Source organism: uncultured Nevskia sp. (assembly GCF_903885465.1).
Lineage (GTDB): Bacteria > Pseudomonadota > Gammaproteobacteria > Nevskiales > Nevskiaceae > Nevskia.
The window spans coordinates 1-24,894 of record NZ_CAISIQ010000455.1 but is presented as its reverse complement, the minus strand read 5'-3'; the positions used below and the strand labels follow the sequence as shown (position 1 = coordinate 24,894).

Here is a 24,894-nt window from a genome sequence, read left to right as displayed (position 1 = left end):
GAGAGCGGTACAAGCTGTTACGCAAGGCTGGACTACACTTCAGCAAGGACTGGAACTGGCGAACGTCGATGCGCAGCGCAGTACCTGCACCCTGCACAATGCCGCACAGCGGCACCGCCGAGAACAGTAAGACAAGCGTGGCGCCGAGCAGGCCTTCATTGCCGATCAAGCCCATCTCCAATGGCGGGTGATGAAGCACTTCCGCAACCAGCGACACGAAGCCGGTCAGCGGGAAATGCACGTGCCGGAATGGCGTGTCGGGCTGGCAGAGGATTTGGCCGAATTCGAGGCTGACAGTCTCGCTGCAATCCAGTAACGCCCGACGTTCTTTCATCGGCAGCTGGACAATCAGGTGGTTAGTGACAGGAGATGGTGGAGCTTCTGGCATGTGACTCTCCTCAGCGTGGAGAGAGCCGTGATCGGCACAGCACAGAGGCTGGGGCTGTGCAGTGACTGGAGTATGAGTGGATGGCAGCAGACCACAGTGCGCTGGCCCACCCGAGTTTCACGGCACAGAAAAAAAGAGACGGTCTGTGTCGACCGTCAACGGGGATCCCTGTACAACTCGGCAGCAGGCGAGCGTGATCGGTTCGGGCCTACCGGATACGGCAGCAGCCGATCGGTTTCCTTGCGAACCACGGCATAGCATTCACAACTCAGGCGCTCGAGCTTGGGCCGATCAAGCACGGTGATCTTGCCGCGGCGGTACTCGATGACACCGAGCTTCTGCAGCTTTCTGGCCGCTTCGGTCACCCCCTCGCGGCGCACGCCGAGCATGTTGGCGATCAGCTCCTGGGTCATGGTCAGCTGATTGCTCGGCAGTCGATCCAGCGACAGCAGCAGCCAACGGGCCAGCTGCTGGTCGATCGAGTGATGGCGATTGCAGGCCGCCGTCTGGGCCATCTGGGTGATCAAAGACTGGGTATAGCGCAGCATCAGCATCAGCAGATCGCCGTGGCGATTGAACTCTTCCTTCAGGCGCACGCCCGACAACTGCCAGGCGTGCCCTGCGCTCTGCACGATGGCGCGGCTTGATGTGCTTTCGCCGCCCATGAACAAGGACACACCGATCAACCCCTCGTTGCCGACGACCGAGATTTCGGCAGAGGCACCGTCCTGCATCACGTAGAGGAGCGAAATGATCGAATCGATCGGGAAGTACACATTGCTCATCGTGTCCCCGGACTCGTACAGCACCTTGCCGAGCGGCAGCGGAAACAACTTCAGATGGGGAAACAGCCGCGCCTTTGTCTCGGTTGGCAAGGCCTGTAGAAGGTGATTGTCGGTGGGCTGAAATTTCTGAGATGGCATGAGATCGAGAGCCACGATAACGGAAGACATTTCTTCCATCGGATTAAGACTAGTGGAACATTTCTCTTGAGTAGGTTCGCTGCCGAACATAAACATGCTTGGCAGCAAAACGTGGTCATCCTCTTGAGCGCCGGCGGACGCTGCTGATTGACGAGGCCCGTGCGCACTTATTGATCTGCAGCTTCCGTGCGACATCGCACCGAAGACGAGCGCCCCTTGGCAGCAATGTCTCGACTTTGGCTGCCCGCCACTCTGATCACCCCGTTCGTTCAGCGCCGACGGTCGCCGGCTGCCGTCGCATATGAGTTGCGATCGCTTCCAAGTGCGGACTGACACCAACCATGCCCTATGCCTATCCCTTCCGCCCGATCACCTGGATCACTCATGCGGCCTGCCAGCAGCACGAGATGGGGGCGGAGCACCCTGAGAGTCCACAGCGTCTGATCGCGATCGAGGATCGGTTGCAGACGGAAGGTATCAGCGATTCCCTGCACCGCATGGAGGCGCCGGTGGTGTCCGTGCAAGATCTTGAGCGCGTACACAGCCAGGAACATGTCAAGCACATGCTGGCCGCTCTCCCTGGTGCGGAAGGGATCGCGATCGATCCGGACACACGAATGACCGAACACACGCTGGCCGCCGCATTGCGCGCCGCAGGTGCCGGCGTGCTTGCGGTGGACCGAGCGCTCAAGGAAGAAGCGGGCTTGGCGTTCTGCGCCGTGCGGCCGCCCGGACATCACGCCGAGCGCGCCAGGGCGATGGGCTTCTGCTTCTTCAACACCGTCGCCGTGGCTGCGGGAGATGCGCTGGCGCTGGGGCTCAAGCGCGTCGCCATCGTCGATTTCGATGCCCACTACGGTAACGGCACTGCCGACATCTTCAAGCACGATGCGCGCGTGCTGATCTGCTCGACTTACCAGGATCCGCTCTATCCGTTCTGGGCCGGCGCGCCCGACGCAGGAAACCTCGTTGATGTGCCGCTGCGCGCCTACGCCGGCAGTGCCGCGTTCCGTGCCGCAGTCAGCGAGCAATGGCTGCCAAGGCTGGAAAGCTTTCGGCCGGAACTATTGCTGGTCTCGGCAGGTTTCGATGCGCACGCGCAGGACCCGCTGGCCGATCTGCGCCTGAGCACCGATGACTTTCGCTGGATCGGCGCAGTGATCCAGGGCGTCGCTGAAGCCTGCTGTCAGGGCCGCGTGGTCGCGATGCTCGAAGGCGGCTACGACCTTGGTGCGCTGGCAGGCAGCGTCTGCGCATTCCTGCAGCCGTTTCTGGGTGAACCGGGGCAACTATGACGGTACGCAATCTGGAAGCGCTGTTCCGAGCCTCGTCGCTGGTGATCCTCGGCGCGGCGGAATCGCCGGCCCAGCGGCAGCTGTTGAACAACCTGCAAGCCAGTCTGCAGCCGGAACGATGCGTGCAAATCACTAAAAAAACCGGCATAGCGGTTTTGCCCAAGGTCGAGGCGGCGGTAGTGCTGCGGGCCGACTGGGCCGATGCCGCCTGCATCGACGCACTGGGCACTCGTGGCTGCAAGGCGCTGCTGTGGATGGCTGACAAGCCGCCAGGTGCCGACGTGCTGCATGCGGCGCGGCCCCACCTGATGCGCTTGCTGGGTCCGCGCTCGGCAGGACTGATCCACACCGGCAAGCCCCGCGATCACGACAGGAACTTCAGCACCCTGACATCGACCCCGCAGCCGGGGACGGTGGCCTTGATCGCTCAGTCGCAGTCGGTGGCCGCAGCGGCGCTGGATTGGGCGGCCGGCCGCGGCATCGGCTTCTCCTGGCTCGCGGTGACCGGCGCCGAGGCAGACGTCGATGCGGCGGACCTGCTCGACTACGCCGCCTTAGATCCGCAGACGCGCGCCGTCGTCCTGCAGATCGGCAACATCCGCCAGGGGCGCAAGTTCATGTCGGCCGCGCGTGCAGCCGCGCGAGTCAAGCCGGTGCTGGTGCTGCAAACGCAGCGTGCAGATGTCGCTGGAAACGGCGGCTCCGATCCGGTGCGGTCCGCCGCGTTCCGGCGCGCGGGCCTGGTGGAATGCGAAAGCCTAGTCGGACTGTTCGAAGGACTAGCGGCGCTGGAATTGCTGCCCTCAGTGTCCGGCAACCGCATTGCGGTCCTCGGCAATGGCTCGGGGGTGTGTGCGCTGGCGGTGGACGCGGTACTGCGCCAGAACTTGCAAGTGGCTGAGTTTACCGCGTACACGCGGCAACAGATTGCCGAACGAATCCCGCAAGTGCGGTTCATGAGCGAAGCCGCAGACCTGGGCACTGCCGCAGATGGCGACATCGTGGCCGCCCTGCGCACAGTGCTGGCGGATTCCAGCATCAGCGCGGTGCTGCTGATACACAGCCCGATGGCAGGCCATCCGCACCAGACCCTCGCTGATGCCATCGCCAAAGCTGACCTCGACCAACGCCTGTTGACGGTCTGGCTAGGCCTGCACAGCGCGCAAGCCGCCCGGCAGCGCAGCGCAGCGGCGCACCTTGCCACGTTTGCATCCGCCGACGAAGCGGTGCGAGCGGTGCGTTTTCGTGCGCAATACCGCGACACGCGCGAGATGCTGGGGCAGACGCCGCCTGCGGATTCGTCGCCAAGCATTGACCGCGATGCGACTGCGCAATCTCTTCGAGGTTTCTGCGCGAAGGGTTTGTTGCAGTTATCGGCCAGAGACAGCGCAAGCGTCTTGGCTCGATACGGCCTTGTTGCCGCCGAACACTATCCCGACGTGGCGACGTCACGAATTCGTGTCCGCGCGGAACAGCACGCCGAACTGGGCATGGTGCTGAGCGTACAGACCGAGCCTGGCGGCGCAAGAGATTTGCCGGCGTTCGGCCTGCCTCCGCTCGATGATCTGCTCGCGCGACGCATGCTGGACGCTGCTGGCTGTATCAGCGCGACGACTCCACCCACTGCCGTCACGTCGATGACCACAGCCTTGATCCGCATCGGGCAACTGGTGATCGATCAAGCCCTGATTCGTCGCCTCGATGTCGCGATCGGCTCCGCGGTGGATGGAAAGCAAGTCAAGCTGCCGGACTGCATGGTCGAAGTTTCCGATCAGGATGTGCCCGAAACTCAGCGCATCGCACTCGCCCCGTATCCGGTTGCGCTCACCCAGCAGATTACCTTGGCCGCTGGTCGTCGCTACCAGGTACGCGCGGTGCGTCCCGATGACGAACCGGCCCTGCTGCGCTTCCTGGCCCGACTTGACCCGGAAGAAATTCGCCTGCGCTACTTCATGGCCATTCGCCATTTCTCCCACGACATGGCCGCACGCGTGACCCAGGTGGATTACGACCGCGAGTTGACCCTGGTCGCCAGCCATGACGAGGCGCCTGGCGAGATCATCGCCATGGCGACACTGGTCGCCGACCCCGACGGCCTTGAGGCCGAATACGCGGTCCTGGTGCATCACGAATACGTACGCCAGGGCCTGGGTCGGCACCTGCTGAAACGGCTGCTGGAGATCGCACACGGGCGCGGCATCGGCAAGGTCCATGGCGATGTGCTGGCCGAAAACCGGCCGATGCTGGATCTGGCCCGCAGCCTCGGATTCGTCGTCATGGCCGTTCCAGATGACCCCGGATGCAGACGCGTCGAGATTGACCCCGGCGATGACACGGCGCTGGGGCAGCTGGCTGGAGCGTGATCCACGGCGAGGTTGCGCGACAGAGTCATGCCGGCAATTTTCGCCGTTTCCGTAGAGCGCCTTTGTACGCCGTCAGACGGACAGGTTTGCGCATTGCGGCTATGTCGGTTCATTGCCAGACGGCGCTCGTAGACAAACCGCGTGATCTCGACACTCAGTGAAATTGCGTCGGCTTCCTTGCTGACCTTCATCGGTCTGCTTCCGATCATCAACCCGGTCGAATCGGCACCGGTGTTTGCCCACCTGACCAAGCGCTGTACGCAACAACAACGGCATACCCTGGCACGGCAGGTCGCCGTCGGCAGTTTCTTGCTGCTGCTCGGCTCCATGTTGCTCGGACCGTGGCTGCTCAAGTTTTTCGGGATCGAGCTTCCGGTCGTTCGAATAGCCGGAGGCCTGGTGATCGTCTCCATCGGCTGGAAGGTTTTCAACAAGGATGATGGCCAGCTGTCTGGCATCACGGAAGCCAGAAACACCAAGACGCCACCTGGACCGATCCGCAGCTTCTATCCGCTGACGATGCCGCTGACGGCCGGTCCTGGCTCGATGTCAGTCGCGATCGCGATCGGCAGCAGCAAGCCGGATGGAGCACACCAGTTAAGCCAATGGCTGCTGCACACCATCGGCGCCGTTATCGGGCTGGCAGGGATCGCGGTCATGGTTTGCGTTTGCTATCGCTATGCAGATCGCATCGTCCGTCTGCTGGGCGAAACAGGAGCGGACGCGCTGGTCCGCCTGTCGGCGTTCATTCTCATCTGCATCGGTGTTCAGATTGTCTGGGACGGCTACAGCGCCTTGTTGGCGACCGCGGCCCGCTAAGTAAAACCAGACCTCTGATCACGGAAATCGGATAGCACCGGCCGGTCCGTGACCACACCCTACGGCCGTGCGAAGCCACGCAGGAGCTTCGCGGACTAGGTGACTCAGCGTACCGACGCCAAGGCGACGGACATTCACGCTGATTCCGCAGGACGAAACAACGAACGGCCCCTCAAGGAACTCGAATGCCCACGGACGACGCAGTCTCGCTGTTGATCAGCGACGCTTGTTTCGATGATTTCCCCAGGGCCGAGCGCAATTTTCCCGAGCGAAATCGGCAATGATCGCCATCGTCGAGGCGGCACGGGCTGGGCTGTTTCGACGCGATCAGTGGCTGAAAAACATCGTTGCCGGACTGGTGGTCGGCGTCGTGGCGCTGCCGCTGGCTATGGCGTTTGCCATCGCCAGCGGCGTCAAGCCGGAACAAGGCATCGCCACGGCGATCGTCGCCGGTCTCGCGGTGTCGCTGTTTGGCGGTAGCCGCATCCAGATCGCCGGTCCGACCGGCGCCTTCATCGTCATTCTCGCGGGCGTGGTTGCCAAGCATGGCGTCGATGGTTTGTTGATTGCGACCACGATGGCCGGAATCATCCTGATCGTTCTTGGCGTCGCGAGATTCGGTGGGGTGCTGCGGTTCATTCCGGATCCGGTGATCGTCGGCTTCACGTCCGGGATCGCCGTCATCATCTGGGTCGGGCAGTGGAAGGATTTTCTCGGTTTGCCGGCCCCGGCCGGTGTCCACTTTCACGACAAGCTGTTCAAGCTCGTCGAGTCTCTGCCGCAACTGCATGCTGCCACCACCGGCCTGGCGATACTCGGCCTGCTACTGGTTCTTTATGGCCCGCGGGTTCCCGGTCTCAAGCGCGTGCCGGGACCGCTGATGGCAATGATCGTGGTGACCGTGATCCAGGCGGCGATCGGCTTCAAGGATGTCGCGACCATCGCCACCGCGTTCGGTGGCATTCCGCGCGGACTGCCGCCTTTCGTGGGGCTACCGGACCTGAGCTTCGATCGGCTGCTGAGCTTGCTGCCGTCGGCACTGGTGATCGCCATGCTGGGCGCCATCGAGTCGCTGCTGTCGGCCGTGGTGGCGGACGGCATGGCCGGTACCCGGCATGACTCGAACCAGGAACTGATCGGACAAGGCATCGCCAACATGATCACACCCCTATTCGGTGGTTTCGCTGCCACCGGCGCGATCGCCCGCACTGCCACCAATTTTCGCAACGGTGGAACCAGCCCGCTGGCGGGTATCGTCCACTCGCTGACGCTGCTGTCGATCCTGCTGTTGCTGGCGCCGCTGGCGGCCCAGGTTCCCCTGGCAGCGCTCGCCGCCATTCTGTTCGTGGTCGCCTGGAACATGAGCGAGGCTGGACGCTTCATTCGCATGACCCGTACCGCGCCGCGCGCCGATGTGGTCATCCTGCTGATCACCTTTTTGCTCACGGTTTTCAGCGATCTGGTCATCGCCGTGAATGTCGGCGTCATTCTGGCCATGTTGCTTTTCCTGCGTCGCATGGCATCGGCAGTGGAAGTGCTGCATCTGGACGAAAGCAGCATCCAGTCAGAGTTGCGCGGCATGGGACTGGATCATCTACCGCCGGGGGTTCTTGTCTATTCGATCGAGGGTCCGTTCTTCTTCGGTGCGGTGGAGACGCTGGAACGCGCACTGGCACAGACGCACAGCGATCCCCGCTATGTGGTGATCCGCTTGGGGCGCGTGCCGTTCATGGATATCACCGGCATCCAGTCGCTGGAGGAAGCCATCGCCAACCTGGCTCGACGCGGCGTACCCGTGCTGTTATGCGAGGCACGGCTGAACGTGCTGCGCAAGCTGGCCAGGACCGGTTTGGTCAGCAGCAAGGCGGAGCCTCCGAGATATTTTCCGGAATTTGGTCTGGCGCTAGGCGCCTGCGTACCAGCAAGACAGTCCGCAGGGTCGGCAGCTCACTTTTGAACACAGCCGAGTGCTCATTTTTGGACTGCGGCATCGAGATTTCGACTGCCGGACTGGGGTCCCTACCCTTGGTGCGCTGCCAGACCGACGCCGGTGCGCGCTCCGTCTAGAACGTCGGATGAACTGCTTTAAGGGCCGGATTGAATCCCCAGTTGATGTCGATCCAGCGGGCTCGACTGTTCAAGCAGGTCTCCCTAGAGAACAAGTTCCAGCACCGGCACTGGTGCCGCGACATGAAAGCGACAGCCAGGGCTGATCTCGCCATCGATAGCGCGGCGCTGTTTGTCCCATCAGTCTCAGGAGAATTCCGATGAACGCATTTGCAATACGCCGCAGCCTTTTCATCATCAGCGCCTTCTTGAGCCTTGCCGCCGCAGTAGCGTTGCCGGCCTGCAAGGACGCCAACCTCAATGTCGATCCGGCAGAGACCAAGGGCAGCGACCGGTTGAGCAGCGACGACACCACCTTCTTTGCCAAGGCGGGCCAGGCCGGCATGGTCGAAATGCAGGCGGCAACGCTGGCCGGTGAGCGCTCCAAGGCGGACGACGTCAAGACCTTCGCCAGCATGATCAGCACCGATCACAGCGCCAACAACAAGATGCTGCAGGCGCTGGCGGCGAAGAAGAGCGTCAGCCTGCCGACGGCGCTGGACAGGGACCATCAGGCGATGCTCGACAGTCTGCGCAAGAAGTCACCGGAAGACTTCGACAAGGCTTACGCGAGCGCGATGAAAGACGGCCACGAAAAGGCCGTGGACCTGTTCAGTGAAGTTTCAGAAGACTCCAAGGACGCCGACATCAGCGGCTTCGCCAAGACGAGCCTGCCAACGCTTGAACACCATCTGGAACTGGCCAAGACGCTGAGTAGCGCGCACTGATCCCGAGGCAATTTCCCGCAGTTTCCTGAGCTCTCGCGGCTTCACCGGACCGCGATCAGGGCGCCGCGAGCCTGCATTCCGCACCCGGAGCAGACCATGAATCGATCGATCATCTGTACCGCAGCACGCCATCCCTTCCGCTGGCACACCGGCCCCTCGGCTCTGTTGCTGGGTCTGCTGCTGACCGCCTGCGGCGGCGGTGGCAACGGCACCGACAATGGCGGCGTCGCCACCAGTTCGGATGGCCCGACGGTCGCCGCCGTACCGGTGATTCATGCGACCGGCAACATCGTCTCCGGCAAGGAGGTGTTCCGCAACGAGCTGTTCGGCACCGAAGGTTTCTGGACCGATGCGCTACAACTGCAGCAGGGCATCGTTGCTGCTGGCGTGACGCCGCTGGCGGCGCTGGCGCTGGGACTGCAGGTCGATATCGGGGCACTCGATCCGGCGACCCAGGCGGCGATCGCTGCCGAACTGACCACCGATCTGTCACCGGCCAGCGCGCCGCTACTGAACAGCGCGTCGACGACCGTGACCCTGGTCAATGCCAATGCGGTGATCGGCATCGTGCCGAAAGATTCCAACGGCGACGGCGTGATCGACATCCTCAACGGCGACAAGACCGGCGCCAGCTGCGCGCTCTGCCACACGATCACCGACAACTCGGTGTACGCGATGCCGGGCGGCGGCTCGATCGGCAAGCGACTCGACGGTCGCGCCAACCATGTGCTCGATTTCGGCAGCCTGATTGCCCTCGGCCTGAACACCCGCGCTTATTACCCGGTGTTGCAACTGGAACTCGCAGCCAACGGTGGCAATTCACTGGGCCGCGCCCCGACTGGCATCACGCCGGCGTCGACCGAAGCCGAAGTCGATGCCTATCTCGACAACGATGCCTTCTACCCGCGCGGCATGTTCGACGACACTGTCGACGGCAATGGCGATCCGATGCACAACGCCGCTCTGTTCCGCACCGATCTCGCAGCACCTTGGGGCACCGACGGCTCGATCGTCCGTCTCGACAACTTCAGCAACTTGGTCTACACCGCGCTGCTCGACCCGACCACGCTGACCCAGCCGAACGGCCGCGCCTTCGTCAAGAAGCTCGGCGGTGCCGCTGCCGGTGACGAGATGATCGATGGCTACATCCAGATCCTCGCCGACACCGGCGTCACCGGCTATCCGTTCATCACCGCCGGCGTCAGCAGCGTGCCGGGTACCGAGGAAGCGCCAGTGGGCCTGAGAGTCGACAACCAGAAACTGCTCGACATGAACGGCTACCTGAACAGCCTCGCCGCTCCTGATGGCGTGGTTGCCGATGCCGCCGCCGCGGCTCGTGGCCGGGTGAGCTTCCGAAGCAATTGCACCAGTTGCCACAATGTCGATCAAAGCAAGCCGGTGCCGGCCAATATCGTCGCCATGGCGAGCATCTTTCCCGGTGACAACCCGGTAGTGCTTCTGGCTCAGCGCGATCCGCCGCTGAACCCGATCCTGAACACCGTCAACAACATCTTCGACGACAAGATGGCGGTGGTGAACGCCAGCCAGCGTGGCGAGATTCGCGGCACGGCGCTGCCGCTGCTGCTCGATCTGGCACGCAGGCCGAACTTCCTGCACGACAACTCGGTAGCCACGCTCGACGGCCTGCTCGACCCGGCACGCGGCAATACCGCGCCGCATCCGTTCTACCTCGCCAACAGCACCGAGCGCACCGATATGATCGAGTTCCTTCGTGGACTCGATACGACGCCCTAGCAGACAGCAGGCGCGGGTTAAACGGGGTCACAGAGTTCCGTCATGCCCGCGCCGCGTTCGGGCGGTCGCGCCGTGCATACGCTTTGATTCCTGCTTCAGCGGAATCAGCTGCGCTGATGCGGATCTGAAGAAATTTCAGGCTATTCCGCAGTTCAGCGTGGGCTGCCGTACAGAGTCCCTCCACTGCAGTTTCTAAGCTCGGAAGCATCAATCGACTCCAGTTGAACCTAATCGCCACGCGGAGCGGAAAATGCTCGAAACAATTGCAGTGATACTGTTGGTCCTGTGGATTCTGGGACTGGTCAGCTCCTACACGATGGGTGGACTGATTCATATCCTGCTGGTGCTGGCAATTATCGTGATCGTCATTCGGGCTTTCCAGGGCCGAAGACTGTGATTGACAGGCCCGCAAAAGGATTCGGACCCATCGTCGCGGCTGTCGACCCCGGCAGCGCCGCTGATCTTCAGGCCGCAAGAGCCTGCAACTGCCCCGCTGAACAGCAGTTGAAGGCCTTGCAAGACGAGAATCAAAGTCTGCGCTCGCTCAACGAACACCTTGGGTTGGCGCTGATTGATATCACCGAGCAGCGCCTGAACGCCCAACACATGGCTCACCACGACTGGCTGACCGGCCTGCCGAACCGGCAGGCACTGATGCTGCGCCTGCACGATGTAATCGCTGAGTCGTTCAGCGAACAATGTCTCATGGCGCTGATGTTCATCGACATCGACGATTTCAAGCGAGTCAACGACAGTCATGGTCATTGCGCTGGCGACAAGCTGCTGACCGCAGTCGCCTCGCGAATCTCGTCTTGCATACGAGCAAACGATCTCGCTTGCCGGTACGGAGGAGACGAGTTTGTGGTGATCCTGTCCGACATCAGCGAAGCCTCGATTGCCGTGCATATCACCGAAAAGCTTCGCGGCCATATCAATGGCTGCTATGCGATCGATGATGAACAACTGCAGATCAGTGCCTCGATCGGCCTCGCGTTCTATCCCGCCGATGGCGAGCAGTCCGAAGTGCTGCTGAACAGTGCTGACGCATCGATGTACCGCGACAAACAGATTCCTGCGGATCGCAGGAAGACAAGCGTATCGACGCGCGATCAGAAGCTGTTGTCGCCGCTGGAAATGGAAGCGCAAAACACAGGCCGAGTCTTGAATTAAGTGCGATATCAGACCGACCGGAGCGCAGGCCGGTCTGACAATCAATTATTGGGGTGCAGCGCTACCCTGCAGACCGATGGCGGAGATGACAATGAGCAATTTGGGCAATCGCACCAGACTCAGTCCCTACACCCGAATCAACCATGGCGCGTTGAACCGGCAGAGACATTCGCCGGCCGAGGTCGCAGGAAGGCTCGTCGATGATCCCGTCGTGTCGTCGTCCAAGTTGCTCCATGCCGCGCCACCACGACGGCCATTTGCCCCGCAATTCGACGCTCGACGAGCGTTACTTTCCAGGGTTTCCGAAGGACAGGTGCCTATCGTGCCGGTGAGCTACGCGGCGCGGCGCGCAGAGTCCGAGTCTGGCGATCAACGAGCCCTTCAAGCCGGCAATCAACTGCACGCTGAAGAACGGCCACAGGGTGTACCAAGGACCACGCTGAGCTTGCCGCAGGGCGTGATCGCTCGAAGCCGCTGACATCGCTGTCCCCGATTTTCTCGGCAAGCGTGCGGCCTTTTGCCGCCGCCTGAATCTTGACCAGGAGTTGATCATGAAAACCCCGCTACGCCTGGCACGCTGCGCGTGCCTGGCTACCGCTTTGACCCTGTCAGCCTGCGGCTCCGCACCGCTGCTGCCGAACGATGCATTGCAGGCCGCCGATATCGCCATTGCCACGGCCGATACAGAGAAGGCCGCAGAGTTCGCACCGGTGGAACTGAAAGCCGCTCGTGATCATCTCGGTCAAGCGCGTGTCGCGCTGGCCAAGGACCCGACCGAGGCCGACGTGATCAACGCACGACGTCTCGCCGATGCCGCACAGGCCGATGCCGAACTGGCCTCCGCCCGCGCCCGCAATGCCCGAGCAACGGCGGTAAATGTCGAACTGCAGAAGAACATCGACACGCTGCGTGAAGAACTGCGTCGCAGCGGCGGAGCAGCGTCATGAGCGCCCATCACATCTGCATCAACCGCCTGGTCGCCCAGGCCGTGCTGGCGGGAACCACGCTGGCAATGGCCGCTTGCGCGACGACTGCTGTGCGTGACCCCGGTGCTGATCGGGTCCGCGCCGAACTGACTGCACTTCAGTCCGATAGCCGTCTGGCCACCCAGGCGCCGGTGGCCATGCAGGCCGCTGAAAAGGCGGTCACCGAAGCCGAAATGCTCAGCATCGATAGCGGCCTGAACACGCATCGGGTGTACATCGCCTCCCGCCGCGTCCAGACCGCCCGAGCCCTTGCAGAGGCCGAGTACGCGGTAGCGCAGCGCAAGTTGCTCAGTGATCAATCCGATCAGGTGCGGCTCGATGCCCGAACCCGCGAGGCCGATGTCGCCAAGTCCGCGACGGTGATCGCCAGAGCCGACGCCAATGCCGCTCAGAGCCGCAACGACACGCTGGTCGCCGAACTTGCCGACCTGAAAGCAAAGAAGACCGATCGCGGCGTGCAGCTGACATTGGGCGATGTGCTGTTCTCGAGCGGCCGTGCCGAACTGGCCGCCGGCAGCGCGGTGAACCTCGACAAACTGGTGGCTGCACTGGCGACCACGCCCGATCGCCAGCTGATCATCGAAGGCTTCACCGATAGCCAGGGCAGCGACGCAATGAACATGACCTTGTCGCAGAACCGTGCCGATGCCGTGTCTACTTATCTCAGCGGCCGCGGCATCGCCAGAGACCGGATCACGGCGACCGGACGTGGCGAGGCCTATCCGGTGGCCGGCAACGAGATTGCCGCCGGTCGGCAACTGAACCGCAGAGTTGAAGTGACCATCCAGAATCCCCCTCAGTAAGCGCCGGTCATTGAGAGAGTCTGGTGACGGCCGACACGCTACACAGCGAGGATCTGCCGGAAATCTGCAGTGGGCGCTGGCTGCCGGCGAGTTGATGGCGGGTGGTAGCGCAACCTCATCAGCGGCACATTCTGGCGCTCAACGGCGGCTCCTCGTCGCTGAAGTTCGGCCTCTATGAAACAAGCGCCATCGGCGCGGATGGTCAGGGCCCGCTGACGGTCCTGGCAGCCGGGGCCGTCGAAGGGATCGGTGGTGAAGAGCCTGCCCGTTTCCAGATCAAGGCCGGACGGCGCAAGCTGCTGATCGACGAAGCGATCGGCGGTGCGACCCATTTGACTGCCCTGGCCCGCATCGCCCGGATGCTCAGCGAATCGGGCCTGCCGCCACCCGATGCGATCGGCCATCGAGTGGTGCACGGTGGTCCCAGTCTGCTCGCGCACTGCCGGCTCGATGCCCGCGTGCTGACCGAGATCACCGCTGCCAGCACTCTGGCGCCGCTGCACGCGCCGGCCACCCTGGCGATCATCCGCCAGTCACGCAAGCTGTTTCCGCGGCGCCCCCAGTTCGCTTGTTTCGATACCGCGTTCCACGCCGTTCTACCGGAACTGTCGCGGCGATTGCCGCTGAACCAGGCGCTGCACGATGCCGGCATCCGTCGATACGGCTTTCACGGCCTGTCCTGCGAATCGGCGCTGCGCCAGATCGGCCAGCCGCAAGCGCATCGAATCATCATTGCCCACCTCGGCAGCGGCTCCAGCGTCACTGCGATTCGCGACGGTTGTTCGGTCGACACCAGCATGGGCCTGACCCCGGGCGGCGGCGTGCCGATGGCCAGCCGCAGCGGTGATCTCGATCCCGGCGTGCTGCTCTACCTGATGCGCACCACGCTTTGGACCCCGGCACGAATTGAAACCCTGATCGACCGTGAGTCCGGCCTGCTCGGCATCTCCGGCATCTCTGGAGACATTCGCCAGTTGCAACTGCTGGCGGCCAGCAGCGACCGAGCGCGTCTGGCAATCGCCATCTATTGCATGGCAGTCGCCAAGCAGGTGGCGGCGATGATTGCGGTGCTTGGCGGCCTTGATCTGCTGGTCTTCACCGGAGGTATCGGCGAGCACAATCCACGAGTGCGCAGCGCGATCTGCGATCGGCTTGCCTGGTTCGGTATTGCGCTGTACCCGCAGCGCAATGCGCAGGCTCTCAACCCGTTGAATGCAGCTGGCTCGCGTGCGCAGGTGCTACTGGTGTCGTCGCGGGAAGAAGAAGAGATTGCCCGACACGCGGGCGGGCTGATGGTCGCCTGATCAACCTTTCACGGCGTCGGCAGACGCAGCGATAGGCACAGGACGTCACGCAAAGCGCGCTGCCGTACCGATGCCATAGCCGATTGCGGTGATCTTCAGCTTCGGCTCGGCAATCGGCCGCCCGCGTCATCCGCAGTCGACAAAGTTTCTGGGCCAGAGCCCGGCGACGACCATTCCCGAGGAGTTTCTTTATGCGCCAGCCGCTGCGTTGTTCGACCTTGTCCCAAGGTTTGCGGCCGATTCTCGGTAGCCTGCTGGCCGCACTGCTGCTGTCTGCCTGCACCGGCAACAGCAATGACGATGGCGGCCTGCTGGCCAGCCCGTCGAGTGCCTTCTCGCTGTTCGATCCCACCGGCGCCAGCAACACCGCAGCACCGGGCAGCGCGATCATCCCGTTCCCGTTCGATGGCCTGTTCGCCGGCGCGCTGACGCCGACCCTGAACATCCCGCTGCCCGATCCGGTCAATCTCGCCAACCCGGCCAATGCGCTGGTGCAGAGCGCCAACCTGCAGGACGGCTGGTCGACCACGGCTTCGATCTTCACCGACTTCGCCGGCTTCGTGGATTTCGCGACCGTGCCTGCCGGATTGCTGATCATCAATGGCAGCACCGGCCAGCCGCTGGTCTACGGCAGCGATTTCACCGTGCAAAGTTCCACCGCGATCCCCGCCGATGGCGTACCGATCAATCAGGAGCGCACGCGGCTGCTGATCGAGCCGCTGAAGCCGCTGGCGCCATCGACCACCTACATAGTCGCGCTGACCCCGACGATCCTGAGCCGGGACGGTCTACCGATCGTCAGCAGCGACTACTTCCGCGCCGTGCGCAGTGCCACGCCAGTGGCTGAGCAGACCGGCAACTTCGCTGCCGCGCTGACGCCAACGCAGATCGCCACGCTGGAAGCGATCCGCCTGCAACTGGTACGACCGCTGGTCGCCAAGCTGACCGCACCGCCGGCACTGGGCGGCGTCGGCCTGAGCGAAGAGCAGATCGTGTTGGCCTGGACCTTCACCACCCAGAGCATCGACAACGCGCTTCGTGCAGTCGCCGCCCGCGCCGCACCGGGCCTGATCGCGGTGGCGCCGACCGGCCTCAGCACCTTGGCGCTCGGCGGCTTCGGTCTCGCCAATATCTACGCCGGCCTGACTACGGTGCCGTATTACCTGAACAGCGCCGGCACGCCGGCGGATCCACAGTCGCTGGCTCCGCTCACCGGCTACTGGCGCGCCGATTCCACGCAGCCAGCCAATGCCGCATTCGCGCCGACGGCACTGTCGGCGCAGCCGTTGCCCTGCGCGGCGTTCGCACCTGGCAACGGCCTGGGTCTGCAGCCGAGTGCCAGCACCACCGGCTGCTTCCCGATCGTCGATACGGCCACAGCGAGCACGCAGTCGATCCCGGTATTGGTCACCGTGCCGAGTCTGGCCAGCGGTCTGACCAAACCCGTCGCGGGCTGGCCGGTGGTGATCTTCCAGCACGGCATCACCCGCAACCGCGCCGACGTACTGGCAGTAGCCGATACCCTGGCCAGGGCCGGCTTCGTTGCGGTGGCGATCGACTTGCCGCTGCACGGCATCACCCCACCCGATCCGCTGCTGCCGCAACCCGCCGATGCGCTTTACCGCAATGCGCTGTTCACTGGCTCGCCGGCCGCCGGCCTGATCACCGGCGAGCGCAGCTTCGATCTCGATCTGCAGAACAACGCCAGCGGCGCACCGGGGCCCGATGGCCTCGCCGATCCCTCCGGCACCTGGTTCATCAACCTGCCGAGTCTGGTCACTAGCCGCGACAACATCCGCCAGGCGGTCGCCGATCTGCTGACCCTGGAAAAGACCGTGGCCGGGCTTGACCTTGATGGCGACGGCGTTACCGATGTCGACACCACGCAGTTGCGCTTCTTCGGCCATTCGCTCGGCGCGATCGTCGGCACCACTTTTCTCGGCGTCAGTGCAAACCACAACGCCGCGGTGCTGGCCAATGGCGGTGGCGGCATTGGCAAGCTGCTCGATGGTTCGGCGGCGTTCGGGCCAAGGATCAGCGCCGGCCTGCTGGCCTCGGCCGGCATTGCCGAAGGCAGCGACAACTACGAAACCTTCACCCGCTTCGCGCAGACTCTGGTCGATTCCGGCGATCCGCAGAATTACGCCGTCGCCGCCCGCGCCGCGCATCCGATCTACGCCAGCGAAGTGATCGGCGATGGCGTGGTGCCGAACGTCGTGGTCTCGAACTGCAGCACATCGACCGCAGGCCTGAGTTGCAGCAACAGCGCCAGCGCCGATCGCGTGCTGCTGGCCGGCCTGCTATCCGGCACCGAGCCGCTGCTGCGAACCCTGGGCTTGCAGATTATCGGCCCGCTGATCGTGCCCTACGCGGCGCAAGCGCCACTTATCGGCACCGATCTCGGCGTCGCCGTGCAGTTCGCCGACGGCAATCACGGCTCGATCCTCGACCCCGGCCTGGATGCCACCAGTGCTGCGGTGACCTGCGAGATGCAGCGTCAGGCGGCCAGCTTCCTGGCCAGTAATGGCACCGCCTTGCCACTGGGAGGGAGCTGCCCATGAACCACCATCGGATGTTTCGCCGCACACTGATCGCGGTGGCAGTGGCGGCATCGTCATCGGCTTCTGCCTACACCACCGAATGGAAGGACGCACGGATCACGCTCGACAACGCGATCACCGTCGGAGCCGTGATGCGGGTGCAGGACCCGAAGGCCAACCTGATCGGCATCGCCAACGGCGGCAGCGCCTATTCGGTCAACGAAGACGACGGCAACCTTAACTTCAAGGCCGGGCGCATTTCCGCGGGCATCTTCCAGCTGAAGACCGACCTGAGCATCAAGTACCAGGACTACGGCATCTTCGTCCGCTCGCTGATGTTCGCCAACCCGACAGTGCTCAACAACAACCTGTTCGACGAGGCTGACTACGGCGCCGGCAAGGAAGCCGGCTTCGACGAGCTGACCGGCAAGCGCCGCGATGTCCGCGATCACAACGGTGCCCGCGCGACCATTCTCGATGCCTTCGCCTACGGCAACTTCGAGCTGCTCGATCACGATCTGACCATCAAGGTCGGTCGGCAGATCCTCAACTGGGGCGAGTCGACCTTCATCCAGAATGGCCTCAACAGTCTGGTCTCGTTCGATGCCAATCGCCTGATCACGCCGGGCTTCGAATTGAACGAGATCACCATCCCGGTGCCGATGCTGTTTCTCAGCACCACCCTGATCCCGAATGTCAGCCTTGACGGCTTCTACCAGCTCGGCTGGCAGCGAACTATCATCCAGGCCTCCGGCAGCTATTTCGGCAGCAACGACTTCGCCGGGATCGGCGGCACCCGCGCCTACATCGACTTCGGCCGCGCTGGCGAGAATGCGCCGGCCGGCTCGGCCTGCCAGGGTCTGCCAGCCATGGCACCGACTTGTCTGCCGTTCGGCAACAGTGTGCTTCGCGCCGATGACCGCACGCCGGGCAGTGCCGGCCAGTACGGTGGCGCGCTGCACATCTTCCTGGCCGATCTCAACGCCACCGATCTGACCCTGTACGCCGCGCGCTATCACAGCCGCCTGCCCTTGTTCAGCGGCAATTCGCGAGCAACGCCAACGTCGCCGGCCAACGACGCCAGCTACTTCAGCGAGTATCCGAAGGGCATCGAGATGCTCGGCCTGTCGTTCAACACCTCGGGCCCGTTCGGCTATGCACTGCAGGGCGAGTACAGCTTCAAGCATGGCGTGCCGCTGCAGTTGCAGGCCGTGGAGTTGCTGCTGACCGGCCTCGGCCAGCCGAGCCAGCTGGATCCGATTCCCGGAGATTCTCTTGGCGACAAGTACATTCGCGGCTATCGCCGCCACGATGTCAGCCAGGTCGATGTCAGCGCCACCCAGCTGTTCCCGCCGAACGCCTTCCTGGGCTACGACGATCTGCTGATGCTCGTCGAGGCGGGCTACACCTACGTGCACGATCTGCCTTCGCAGTCATCCGGCGGCCTGTACTACGAAGGCCAGGCCAGCTACCTGCCCGGCGATCTGCCGACTGCAACTGCGCTGGGCCTGCCGACCCAGGATCAGGCGGCGTTCCCGACCAAGGCTTCCTGGGGTTATCGGGTGCTGCTGCGGCCGACCTGGAACAACGTGCCGCTGTTCGGCCTGATCAGCGGCATGGTGGTGCAGCCGGCGTTGATCTGGCAGCACGATGTCGCCGGTCTGACGCCAGTGCCGCTGATCAATTTCGTTCGCGATCGGCGCACCTTGACGCCGCAGGTGACGGCGCGCATTGGGCAGGCGCTGCAAATGGAAGTGGGCTACACGATGTTCCTCGGCGGTGGCCAGCAGAACCTGCTCGGCGATCGCGATTTCGTGCAGACCAACGTCAAGTACTCGTTCTAGGGCTTGTTGCCGTGGCCTGGGCTTCGGTGCGCTGACGTACTGACTGTCCGCACCACCAGGAAGATGCTCCGGTCGGACAAATTTTCCATAGCTAGGAGTACGCACATGCTGCATCGACTGGACAAGCTGATCGGCCTGAGCGTGATCGCCAGCGACGGTGAAGTGGGCACCGTGGGCGACCTCTACTTCGATGATCAACGCTGGGCGGTGCGCTATCTGACGGTCGAGACCGGCAGTTGGCTCGATTCGCGCAAGGTACTGATCTCGCCGCTGGCGATCGACAGCGTGGACTACGGAAAAAGCACGATCGGCGTGCGTCTAAGCCGGCAGCAGGTCCGCGGCAGCCCGGACATAGACACCCGCAAGCCGGTGTCGCGCCAGCACGAGATCAGCTACTTCAACTACTACGGCTATCCCGACTATCTCAGTGGCCCACTGCTCTGGGGGCTGACGCCCTACCCGGTAATCCCGGCCAACGGCTCGCTGCCGTTGACCAGCGAAGCCTTGGCCGAGGTCGCCAGCGCCTACGACAACCAGGACGCCAGCCATCTGCGCAGCGCCGGCGATATCCGCAACTGGCGCTTGCAGGCGAGCGACGAGGCGTTCGGCCATCTCGAAGATTTCATTCTCGACAGCGGCAGTTGGGCCTTGCGCTACATGGTGGTCGAGACGTCGAACTTCTGGATCGGCAAGCATGTGGTGATTCCGGTGCAATGGATCACCAGGCTGGACCAAGACGAGGGCCAGGCGTTTGTCGACGTGCTCAGCACCCAGATTCGCAATGCACCGGAATACGACGCCAACATCGAGTTGTCTCGCGATTACGAAACCCAGCTTTTCGGGCATTACCAGCGGCAAGGCTACTGGTACTGATTGCTGACGCTGGTCAGTCTCCCTTGGCGCTTCACAACGCAACAGACCCCGGCGCCTTGGGGGCGACGCCGGGGCCTGCTGCCGCTACCGCTGAAAGCTAGCGTTTGCGATCGATCTTCAAGAGGTTGCCGACTTCTTCGGCAATTTCGTGGATATCGCCATGCCAGCGATCCTTCTTGCCGCTGACGTTCTGCATGCGGCTCGTGGCTTCAATTTCCTCGTTGCCGATCATGCTGCCAAGATTGCCGATCATGCTGCCGTTCCCGGCCCTGATCGAACCGATCACGCGCTTGGTGTGAGCCTTGGCTTTGTCAGTCTTCCCGCTACGTGTGGCCGCCCTGGTCGCTTCGTTGACCATGTCCTTGGCTTGCTTTGCAGTCATCATGAGGAACTCCGTCAGTGGAGTCTCGAAACTAAGGAGGGCTCGCTGCTGCGTCGGTGCGCTACCGCGCAAATATCGGGCGGCAAAAAGCGAGTGACGCCGGGCGCTATCGCTGCAACGGAATGCGTAGCTCGGCCCCGTGAGGCCGGAGATAATTGTTCAACGCGACACGCGGGTTGGCTTGGAGTTTTTCATCGAGCAGCCCAGCAATCGAGGCGCAAGGCCGAAATCATCCGGTATCCGCGTGATGCGATAGCTCGTGTCCCGATAGCGGCAGCGGATCACGCGGTTGCCCCAAGCGTACAGCGGGGAACAAAGAATAGCTGCCGTTGAACAAGCAGCAGGCAGATCAGCGACCTGATGATAAGGCGCTACAACCGGCCGAGCCAGCTTAGCCCGTCAGCGAGTGGGAATACTTGCCTAACGTGAGTTCTGGCTCGCTACTTATCCGTGACCAGATGGCCACGACCGCGGACGGCGATGGCGTACGGCACCGACGCAGCACCAGAACACAGCGAGCGGCGGAACCACTAATGACGTCAGTAGCATTTCAAACACGTAGAGTATGTCGTGCCTGCAGCCTCGTAGACGCGCTGAAACAAGCAGCAAAGTCAGAAGCGACCACAACCCTAGGGCGACACTCGCAATTGCAAACTGAGCCGCCAATGCCGCAACGGCGACCGATCCCAGCAACACCACAACCTGCAGATGTGCTCCCCACCAGATGTTTCGGGTGAGGCGACACAGGCCGGGCCGATACAGCGTGGGATGCTTTCGCGCCAACAATGCATCGAATTGAAGATTTCGCAGGGCAAAGAGGCTGCTACCCCAAATATGAGATATGGCACTGCGCGTGACTTCGGCAAGGGCTGAACGCCCGATCTGGAACTCTCCCCGAGAGTGCTCGATGAGGCTGAACTGCAGGTCCAGATCGATGCGCCAATCTGCTGGGAATCGTTCGTCGTATCCCCCGATCGCCACCAGCGCAGCCTTTCGGACGAAACAGTTACTCCCGTAATGGCCGGATGCTGCCAGTTCAGATGCTGCACGCTCATCCTCACGCGGCGGCACATTGGTCGGAACCGTAACGGAGCCACGAACGACCCAAACATCATCGGACATAGCAGAGAATCCGTGAAGCAGCCAATCCGGCACCGGCATCAGCGATGCATCGAGAAAGGCGATAACCGACCCGCGCGCGAATTCCCAGCCACGATTGCGCGCAATAGCATCCCGATTCCCCTGTGATGATGACGGATAGTCGGCCGACAAATATTGAACTGCAGGTGCTCCTGCGGCACATTCCGCTGCTTCTTGCACGACAGTGCGCGTCGAAAGGCCGAGGTTGTGGTGCGTTCCGCCGAACAAACTGGTCACCGGTCTAGCGTCAGCGCTACGCGCATCGACAACGATGACCTCGTAACGACTTCCTTGAAACTTCTGAGCCAGTAATGCGGTCAGGCAGTTCTTCAGTTCCGCGGTATCGTATCCGGCACCGACCACCACGCTGATATGCGGCAGCGTTCGACTATAGCCACCAAAATCGCCCGACAGCTTCTGTGTCGGCCTTGATTGCAAATCGCAATTTTCTGGAGAGATGTACAGTCCTCTATCGTCATCCATGACGTTTCTCCCGCAGAACACATGTCCGGCAAATCTTCTCAGGAAGGTGAGGCCACTGTCAGTGATCGATACTAGCTTTGCCAATGATCAGCACGATAACCGTCGAACTGCTGCCGCATATCGCGCTTTGCTATGCCTAACCATCGCTGTCGGGCAGATATCGATCGATAAGCAATTAGTCCAACCGCTTCTGGCCAAGCTGAATATGTGCCTCGCGAAAATCATCGGACCTGTCTGTTGTGAATGCTGCGGCTTCAACAATTGCGGCGATTGCAGTCCTCTCATTGGCGTCGCCGCCAAAGATGAGCCCGTGGATCATGACGAATGCTCATCTGTTTAGGGCGGACAATGTAGTCTGCGCCGCCAGTTGTGGCGTTGTCCGAGCGCTACCACACTTAGAAGATGGTCGGTCCAACTAGGTCTGCGATTGGCAGGAGCTTCAGGCCGAAATGCCCTTCGAGAACTTTCAGCGGAACTCGATAATCGCCTTGCAAACAGCTATTGGAAGCGTCTCGCCTACACATGCGCGTCCGCTCGGTCCGACGGCTGCCCAAGTTCCATCATCCATTCGGATCACTTTCGATATGTACTTTTCGATAAGCCTCAGAACCTCGGCGGGCGAACGGGTGGGTTGATATGGCGATCGATCTGCGTAAACCGCCCTGCCATCCGGACCGATTCCAACCGTGGGAGGTCCCTCAAGCCTGGCAAGCACTGAATCGATAATGTCGAGATCTTCGCTGTTATTCGAGATCATTGCCACGCGGCCTCACTATCCAGACTTGATCGAAAAAGCCGTGGCACCTGTTTAAACCCAGTGTCTGAGGCGCCTGTCGCACCTTGCTTCGCTTCGATTCTGGATCATTAACATTGGCGCGCAACGTTCGGTATGGCACATAGCAAGCAAATTTTTTCGACAGCAGTCCGGGTTCCTTTAACGAAAGCTCACGTAGCACGCCTGCGATGGCGTACTCGATACTCTTGAACGGCGTCCTATCGTTATAAAGATACATACCTCGGATGTTGTCCCCTGGAACCGCGCAGCGGCGTTGGTGCTTACAGGCTGAGAAGCTGCGCCAGAAGCGAAGCAATATCCTGCGGTTAGTTTTCCGCAAATCGCGCACCCGTTCCGCTTCGGCAGGTTCGGAAGGCGTGACTCGTTTTGTAGTGGTGGCATCCCTCGTAGAAGCGATTTGAGCCGGATTGGCACGGCATGTTGAATCGCTCTTCGATTACCTCAGCCTCGTTAGGCGTGAGGTCAAGCGGATGTACGTTCGAAGGACATGATCGTTGATGGGGCCGGGCTTCGTCTGACCGAGTGCCTGACCTTGAGGGTGAAAGACATCGACTTCGTCCGCGGCCGGATCACGGTGCGGAACGGCAAGGGCGGTAAGGATAGGGTCACGATGCTGCCGCAATCGCTGGTGCCGGCGCTTCAGGCGCAGATGGACCGGACGCGGACTCTGCACCGGCTGGACATCGAGCAGGAGTTCGGTGAAGCCTCGCTGCCCTTTGCGCTGGCCCGGAAGTACCCAAAGGCAGGGTTCGAATGGGGTTGGCAGTACATCTTCCCGTCTTCGAAGCGATCGGTCGATCCTTATACGGGAAAGACCAAGCGTCACCACGTCTTCGAAGACACCATGCAACGGGCAGTGAAGCAGGCGATCCGCAGTGCCGGCATTACCAAGCCAGCAAGCTGCCACAAAAGCGGCCGTTGACGAACGACCGCTTGCAAGTATCGAACGCCCGCGCGTCGGTTGGCCTCGAGCTGACCGCCCCCTACGACGGCCGCTGAAGCGTCAATGGTTGCCAGTAGCGAAGCTTAGGAATCGGGCAATTGGTCTTTGGAGATGACCCAGAGCTTCTTCGAGAACGGGCCGCGCGAGGTCCACGTGATGTGCATGCCGGACGACTGGCCGATGACATCGCCGTCGCATAGGTGATGCTCCTTGCCGCTCAGCGTTTCGACGACGTCGACTTCGCCCTCCAGCAACAGGATTGTCTCATCGCCGAGGGTCAGCCCGGCACCCGGCAACCTCCTGAATCGGGACTTGCGCGCGGAAGTACCCAACGAGAAGTGGCTCACCGACATCACGGAATTCGAGATTCCAGCCGGCCCAGATTCCAGCCGGCAAGGTGTACCTCTCCCCGATGATCGATTGCTATGACGGGATAGTTGTCAGTTGGCCAATCGGTACGCGCCCAGACGCCGAACTCGTCAATCCCATGCTGGATGAGCAACCTGAGGGCAGGGCTCGCTGCCGAAACGCGGCACTTCTTGTGCGCTGGCGCATGTCCGTCCGCACAAAAAAGCCCGGCCGCGAGACTAGGCTTCGATTACCGAAGCCCGAACCAGCGTCCATGCGCGGGACGCCGGTTCGGGGGCTGCTAGTGCTGAAGTTCGTCGGCCGAATTAGCCTCCGTCCGCTCGAGCTTACGCAACTCCAGCAGCGCTGCACTCAGCACATGCGCGAGGTCTTCCTCGACGTCGTACTCGTGGCCGAGGCGATCGGCCATCGAACGCACCTCGCGATACTGCTGAGACAACTGCTCGCTGACGCTGAGCTTCAGGACAACGGACTTCGTCTTCTTCTTCAAACCCATGGTGCAACTCCTTTTGTTGACCCGTCCAATGCGGCGAGCACAGCAGCGGTATCCGCTTTGAAAAAGTTTTCTCCGCCGCCCGGCAACGGGTCCGCGTTGGCGGACCCAGCGCAGGCTCTGGCCGCGAGGGGGCCACGACCAGCGCGTCAGCGATGGTTGGGGGCGGCCAGATGCCGGAGGCGCGTGCTTCCACACGCGCAGGCCCTCGGATTTATCGAGGGCCGAAACTCGTACCAGCGACGGGTGATTTTTTGCGGCCCGCTTGGGGTCCTATCGCGAGGCCTTCGGCCGGTCGCGGAGCGACGCGATGGGGCGGGCCGCAAAAAAAGGTCACCCCGAGCGTGAGCGCGCGCCGCCTCCGTCGGCGACCTCGAGCCGACGGGAGCAG

General features: G+C 62.4%; 22 protein-coding genes and 1 pseudogene. 16 read left to right on the top strand and 7 right to left on the bottom strand.

All coding sequences use genetic code 11. The features are described from left to right. Positions 1-388: Crp/Fnr family transcriptional regulator (locus QZY06_RS17705; RefSeq protein WP_295686489.1), on the bottom strand; the 388-nt coding region annotated here is incomplete at its 3' end. Between the two features lie 155 nt (positions 389-543). Then, positions 544-1,311 (bottom strand): Crp/Fnr family transcriptional regulator, encoded by a 768-nt coding sequence (locus QZY06_RS17700; RefSeq protein WP_367275674.1) that lies wholly within the window; start codon positions 1,309-1,311, stop codon positions 544-546. Positions 1,312-1,652: 341 nt separating this feature from the next. On the opposite strand from QZY06_RS17700, the gene QZY06_RS17695 reads away from it, so the two are divergent. The 14 genes from QZY06_RS17695 to QZY06_RS17630 all read left to right on the top strand — a co-directional run bounded on the left by QZY06_RS17695 (position 1,653) and on the right by QZY06_RS17630 (position 19,897). Then, positions 1,653-2,606: a histone deacetylase family protein gene (locus tag QZY06_RS17695; RefSeq protein WP_295686486.1), complete on the top strand. Its 954-nt coding sequence runs from the start codon at positions 1,653-1,655 to the stop codon at positions 2,604-2,606. After that, positions 2,603-4,969 carry a GNAT family N-acetyltransferase gene (locus tag QZY06_RS17690; protein WP_295686484.1) on the top strand — a complete coding sequence of 789 codons (2,367 nt, stop codon included), beginning with the start codon at positions 2,603-2,605 and terminating at the stop codon, positions 4,967-4,969. Before QZY06_RS17695 ends, QZY06_RS17690 begins: the two co-directional genes overlap by 4 nt. Before the next feature lie 177 nt (positions 4,970-5,146). Further along, the gene (locus tag QZY06_RS17685) at positions 5,147-5,788 is read left to right on the top strand and encodes a MarC family protein (protein ID WP_295686482.1); all 642 of its coding nucleotides are present in this window, start codon (positions 5,147-5,149) and stop codon (positions 5,786-5,788) included. A gap of 280 nt (positions 5,789-6,068) precedes the next feature. Further along, on the top strand, positions 6,069-7,745 hold the full coding sequence (locus tag QZY06_RS17680; RefSeq protein ID WP_295686480.1) for a SulP family inorganic anion transporter: 1,677 nt from the start codon (positions 6,069-6,071) through the stop codon (positions 7,743-7,745). A gap of 310 nt (positions 7,746-8,055) precedes the next feature. Continuing rightward, entirely contained in the window at positions 8,056-8,622 is a 567-nt protein-coding gene (locus tag QZY06_RS17675; protein WP_295686478.1) for a DUF4142 domain-containing protein, read from the top strand. A gap of 96 nt (positions 8,623-8,718) precedes the next feature. Further along, positions 8,719-10,377 (top strand): hypothetical protein, encoded by a 1,659-nt coding sequence (locus QZY06_RS17670; protein WP_295686476.1) that lies wholly within the window; start codon positions 8,719-8,721, stop codon positions 10,375-10,377. Between the two features lie 250 nt (positions 10,378-10,627). After that, complete coding sequence (locus tag QZY06_RS17665; protein ID WP_295686473.1) at positions 10,628-10,774, top strand: lmo0937 family membrane protein; 147 nt, start codon at positions 10,628-10,630, stop codon at positions 10,772-10,774. Continuing rightward, positions 10,771-11,547, top strand: coding sequence for a GGDEF domain-containing protein (locus QZY06_RS17660; RefSeq protein ID WP_295686472.1), 777 nt, complete (start codon positions 10,771-10,773; stop codon positions 11,545-11,547). Before QZY06_RS17665 ends, QZY06_RS17660 begins: the two co-directional genes overlap by 4 nt. Before the next feature lie 551 nt (positions 11,548-12,098). Next, the gene (locus tag QZY06_RS17655; protein WP_295686470.1) at positions 12,099-12,494 is read left to right on the top strand and encodes a DUF4398 domain-containing protein; all 396 of its coding nucleotides are present in this window, start codon (positions 12,099-12,101) and stop codon (positions 12,492-12,494) included. Next, positions 12,491-13,336, top strand: a complete 846-nt coding sequence (locus QZY06_RS17650) for an OmpA family protein (RefSeq protein WP_295686468.1) — start codon at positions 12,491-12,493, stop codon at positions 13,334-13,336. The genes QZY06_RS17655 and QZY06_RS17650 overlap by 4 nt, the downstream gene beginning before the upstream one ends. A 101-nt stretch (positions 13,337-13,437) precedes the next feature. Further along, positions 13,438-14,640, top strand: coding sequence for an acetate/propionate family kinase (locus tag QZY06_RS17645; protein ID WP_295686466.1), 1,203 nt, complete (start codon positions 13,438-13,440; stop codon positions 14,638-14,640). Between the two features lie 191 nt (positions 14,641-14,831). Next, complete coding sequence (locus QZY06_RS17640) at positions 14,832-17,201, top strand: hypothetical protein (RefSeq protein ID WP_295686464.1); 2,370 nt, start codon at positions 14,832-14,834, stop codon at positions 17,199-17,201. Next, positions 17,198-19,024 carry a DUF1302 domain-containing protein gene (locus QZY06_RS17635; protein WP_295686461.1) on the top strand — a complete coding sequence of 609 codons (1,827 nt, stop codon included), beginning with the start codon at positions 17,198-17,200 and terminating at the stop codon, positions 19,022-19,024. Before QZY06_RS17640 ends, QZY06_RS17635 begins: the two co-directional genes overlap by 4 nt. Positions 19,025-19,129: 105 nt before the next feature. Then, positions 19,130-19,897, top strand: coding sequence for a PRC-barrel domain-containing protein (locus tag QZY06_RS17630; protein ID WP_295686460.1), 768 nt, complete (start codon positions 19,130-19,132; stop codon positions 19,895-19,897). A 97-nt stretch (positions 19,898-19,994) separates the two neighbouring features. Here the strand turns inward: QZY06_RS17630 and QZY06_RS17625 are convergent, their stop codons facing one another. The 3 genes from QZY06_RS17625 to QZY06_RS17615 form a co-directional block, all read right to left on the bottom strand. Further along, a complete protein-coding gene (locus QZY06_RS17625) occupies positions 19,995-20,255 on the bottom strand; it encodes a hypothetical protein (RefSeq protein WP_295686459.1) in 261 nt (86 codons plus the stop codon). 468 nt (positions 20,256-20,723) lie between these two features. Continuing rightward, positions 20,724-21,902 (bottom strand): glycosyltransferase family 2 protein, encoded by a 1,179-nt coding sequence (locus tag QZY06_RS17620; RefSeq protein ID WP_295686458.1) that lies wholly within the window; start codon positions 21,900-21,902, stop codon positions 20,724-20,726. Between the two features lie 175 nt (positions 21,903-22,077). Beyond that, positions 22,078-22,221, bottom strand: coding sequence for a hypothetical protein (locus QZY06_RS17615; RefSeq protein WP_295686457.1), 144 nt, complete (start codon positions 22,219-22,221; stop codon positions 22,078-22,080). 964 nt (positions 22,222-23,185) lie between these two features. Here QZY06_RS17615 and QZY06_RS17610 point away from each other — a divergent pair. After that, positions 23,186-23,620: a tyrosine-type recombinase/integrase gene (locus QZY06_RS17610; protein WP_295686455.1), complete on the top strand. Its 435-nt coding sequence runs from the start codon at positions 23,186-23,188 to the stop codon at positions 23,618-23,620. 104 nt (positions 23,621-23,724) lie between these two features. On the opposite strand, the gene QZY06_RS17605 is transcribed toward QZY06_RS17610, so the two are convergent. Then, positions 23,725-23,994 carry a cupin domain-containing protein gene (locus QZY06_RS17605; RefSeq protein ID WP_295686452.1) on the bottom strand — a complete coding sequence of 90 codons (270 nt, stop codon included), beginning with the start codon at positions 23,992-23,994 and terminating at the stop codon, positions 23,725-23,727. On the opposite strand from QZY06_RS17605, the pseudogene QZY06_RS17600 reads away from it, so the two are divergent. Beyond that, positions 23,918-24,137, top strand: a pseudogene (locus QZY06_RS17600) (DDE-type integrase/transposase/recombinase); the annotation flags it as partial. The gene QZY06_RS17605 and the pseudogene QZY06_RS17600 sit on opposite strands and share 77 nt — an antisense overlap. 153 nt (positions 24,138-24,290) lie before the next feature. Here QZY06_RS17600 and QZY06_RS17595 read toward each other — a convergent pair. Further along, a complete protein-coding gene (locus QZY06_RS17595; RefSeq protein ID WP_295686451.1) occupies positions 24,291-24,506 on the bottom strand; it encodes a hypothetical protein in 216 nt (71 codons plus the stop codon). Positions 24,507-24,894: the final 388 nt, after the last annotated feature.

Bases quoted from the DNA above. Each gene is read 5' to 3' on its own strand.
- QZY06_RS17700 (WP_367275674.1), bottom strand. From the start codon at position 1,311: ATGCCATCTCAGAAATTTCAGCCCACCGACAATCACCTTCTACAGGCC.
- QZY06_RS17695 (WP_295686486.1), top strand. From the start codon at position 1,653: ATGCCCTATGCCTATCCCTTCCGCCCGATCACCTGGATCACTCATGCG.
- QZY06_RS17690 (WP_295686484.1), top strand. From the start codon at position 2,603: ATGACGGTACGCAATCTGGAAGCGCTGTTCCGAGCCTCGTCGCTGGTG.
- QZY06_RS17680 (WP_295686480.1), top strand. From the start codon at position 6,069: ATGATCGCCATCGTCGAGGCGGCACGGGCTGGGCTGTTTCGACGCGAT.
- QZY06_RS17675 (WP_295686478.1), top strand. From the start codon at position 8,056: ATGAACGCATTTGCAATACGCCGCAGCCTTTTCATCATCAGCGCCTTC.
- QZY06_RS17670 (WP_295686476.1), top strand. From the start codon at position 8,719: ATGAATCGATCGATCATCTGTACCGCAGCACGCCATCCCTTCCGCTGG.
- QZY06_RS17665 (WP_295686473.1), top strand. From the start codon at position 10,628: ATGCTCGAAACAATTGCAGTGATACTGTTGGTCCTGTGGATTCTGGGA.
- QZY06_RS17655 (WP_295686470.1), top strand. From the start codon at position 12,099: ATGAAAACCCCGCTACGCCTGGCACGCTGCGCGTGCCTGGCTACCGCT.
- QZY06_RS17650 (WP_295686468.1), top strand. From the start codon at position 12,491: ATGAGCGCCCATCACATCTGCATCAACCGCCTGGTCGCCCAGGCCGTG.
- QZY06_RS17640 (WP_295686464.1), top strand. From the start codon at position 14,832: ATGCGCCAGCCGCTGCGTTGTTCGACCTTGTCCCAAGGTTTGCGGCCG.
- QZY06_RS17635 (WP_295686461.1), top strand. From the start codon at position 17,198: ATGAACCACCATCGGATGTTTCGCCGCACACTGATCGCGGTGGCAGTG.
- QZY06_RS17630 (WP_295686460.1), top strand. From the start codon at position 19,130: ATGCTGCATCGACTGGACAAGCTGATCGGCCTGAGCGTGATCGCCAGC.
- QZY06_RS17625 (WP_295686459.1), bottom strand. From the start codon at position 20,255: ATGGTCAACGAAGCGACCAGGGCGGCCACACGTAGCGGGAAGACTGAC.
- QZY06_RS17620 (WP_295686458.1), bottom strand. From the start codon at position 21,902: ATGGATGACGATAGAGGACTGTACATCTCTCCAGAAAATTGCGATTTG.
- QZY06_RS17615 (WP_295686457.1), bottom strand. From the start codon at position 22,221: ATGATCCACGGGCTCATCTTTGGCGGCGACGCCAATGAGAGGACTGCA.
- QZY06_RS17610 (WP_295686455.1), top strand. From the start codon at position 23,186: ATGATCGTTGATGGGGCCGGGCTTCGTCTGACCGAGTGCCTGACCTTG.
- QZY06_RS17605 (WP_295686452.1), bottom strand. From the start codon at position 23,994: ATGTCGGTGAGCCACTTCTCGTTGGGTACTTCCGCGCGCAAGTCCCGA.
- QZY06_RS17595 (WP_295686451.1), bottom strand. From the start codon at position 24,506: ATGGGTTTGAAGAAGAAGACGAAGTCCGTTGTCCTGAAGCTCAGCGTC.